This window comes from Variovorax sp. PDC80, from assembly GCF_900115375.1.
Lineage (GTDB): Bacteria > Pseudomonadota > Gammaproteobacteria > Burkholderiales > Burkholderiaceae_C > Variovorax.
The window spans coordinates 1-1,777 of the sequence record NZ_FOWG01000037.1 but is presented as its reverse complement, the minus strand read 5'-3'; the positions used below and the strand labels follow the sequence as shown (position 1 = coordinate 1,777).

Below are 1,777 nucleotides of genomic sequence, written 5' to 3'. Positions count from 1 at the left end.
TGTTGAGCCAGCTCCTCCTGGGGCTGGTCAACGGCTCCTTCTATGCCATCCTGAGCCTCGGGCTGGCCGTCATCTTCGGCCTGCTCAACGTCATCAACTTCGCGCACGGCGCGCTGTTCATGCTCGGCGCGGTGCTCACCTGGATGGCGATGGAATATTTCGGCATCAACTACTGGGTGATGCTGATCGCCGCGCCCATCGTCATCGGCCTGTTCGGCGTGCTGATCGAGCGGCTGCTGCTGCGCTGGATCTACAAGCTCGACCACCTCTACGGCCTGCTGCTCACGCTGGGCCTCACGCTGCTCATCGAGGGCGTGTTCCGCTCCATCTACGGCGTCTCGGGCCTGGCCTACGACGCGCCCGAGGCGCTGTCGAGCGCCACCGACCTGGGCTTCATGGTGCTGCCCAACTACCGCGCCTGGGTGGTCGTGGCCTCGCTGGTCGTGTGCATCGCCACCTGGTTCGTGATCGAGAAGACCCGCATCGGCGCCTACCTGCGCGCGGGCACCGAGAACCCGCGCCTGGTCGAGGCCTTCGGCGTCAACGTGCCGCTGATGATCACGCTCACCTATGCCTTCGGCGCCGGCCTTGCCGCCTTCGCGGGCGTGCTGGCCGCGCCGGTGATCCAGGTCTCGCCGCTGATGGGCCAGAACCTGATCATCGTGGTGTTCGCCGTCGTCGTGATCGGCGGCATGGGCTCGATCATGGGCGCCATCCTCACCGGGCTGGGGCTGGGCGTGATCGAGGGCTTCACCAAGGTCTTCTATCCCGAGGCCTCGTCCACCGTCGTGTTCGTGATCATGGTCATCGTGCTGCTGGTGCGTCCTGCCGGCCTGTTCGGCAAAGAGAAGTGAGAGCAGGCGGCATGAACATGAAAAAGATCTCCACCGTCTTCTACGGCCTGCTGCTCGTCGCGCTGGTGCTGGCGCCGTTCTTCGGCGCCTACCCGGTGTTCGTGATGAAGCTGCTGTGCTTCGCGCTGTTCGCCTCGGCCTTCAACCTGCTCTTGGGCTTCACCGGGCTCCTGTCCTTCGGCCATGCGGCCTTCCTCGGCGGCTCGGCCTACGTGGCCGGCCACGCGATCAAGGTCTGGGGCCTCACGCCCGAGCTGGGCCTGATCGCGGGCACCCTGGTGGGCGCGCTGCTGGGCTGGCTGTTCGGCGTGCTGGCCATCCGGCGCCAGGGCATCTACTTCGCGATGATCACGCTGGCCTTGGCGCAGATGATGTTCTTCGTCGCGCTGCAGGCGAAGTTCACCGGCGGCGAGGATGGGCTGCAGGGCGTGCCGCGCGGCAAGCTGTTCGGCCTGCTCGACCTGAGCAACGACCTGACGATGTACTACGTCGCGCTGGCGATCGTGGCGGCCGCCTTCCTGCTGATCGTGCGCACCATCCACTCGCCCTTCGGGCAGGTGTTGAAGGGCATCAAGGAGAACGAGCCGCGCGCGTTGTCGCTGGGCTACGACGTGGCGCGCTTCAAGCTGCTGGCCTTCGTGATCTCGGCGGCGCTGTCGGGCCTGGCGGGTTCGCTCAAGACGCTGGTGCTGGGCTTCGCGACCCTGTCGGACGTGCACTGGACCGCGTCGGGCCAGGTGATCCTGATGACGCTGGTGGGCGGCCTGGGCACGCTGTCGGGGCCGCTGGTGGGCTCGGCCGTGGTCGTGCTGCTGGAGAACAAGATCGGCGAACTGGGCAACCTGCTCGCGCGCATCACCACCATCGACTGGTTCAACACGCTGGGCGAGTCGGTGACCATGGTCACGGGCCTGATCTTCGTG

2 protein-coding genes are annotated in these 1,777 nt (G+C 66.5%); both read left to right on the top strand.

Going from position 1 to position 1,777, the window contains the following annotated elements; translation table 11 throughout:
• Positions 1-2 precede the first annotated feature (2 nt).
• Positions 3-854, top strand: coding sequence for a branched-chain amino acid ABC transporter permease (locus tag BM109_RS40550; protein ID WP_256223126.1), 852 nt, complete (start codon positions 3-5; stop codon positions 852-854).
• 11 nt (positions 855-865) lie between these two features.
• Positions 866-1,777 (top strand): branched-chain amino acid ABC transporter permease (locus BM109_RS40545; RefSeq protein ID WP_177239593.1); only part of this gene is annotated, 912 nt, incomplete at its 3' end.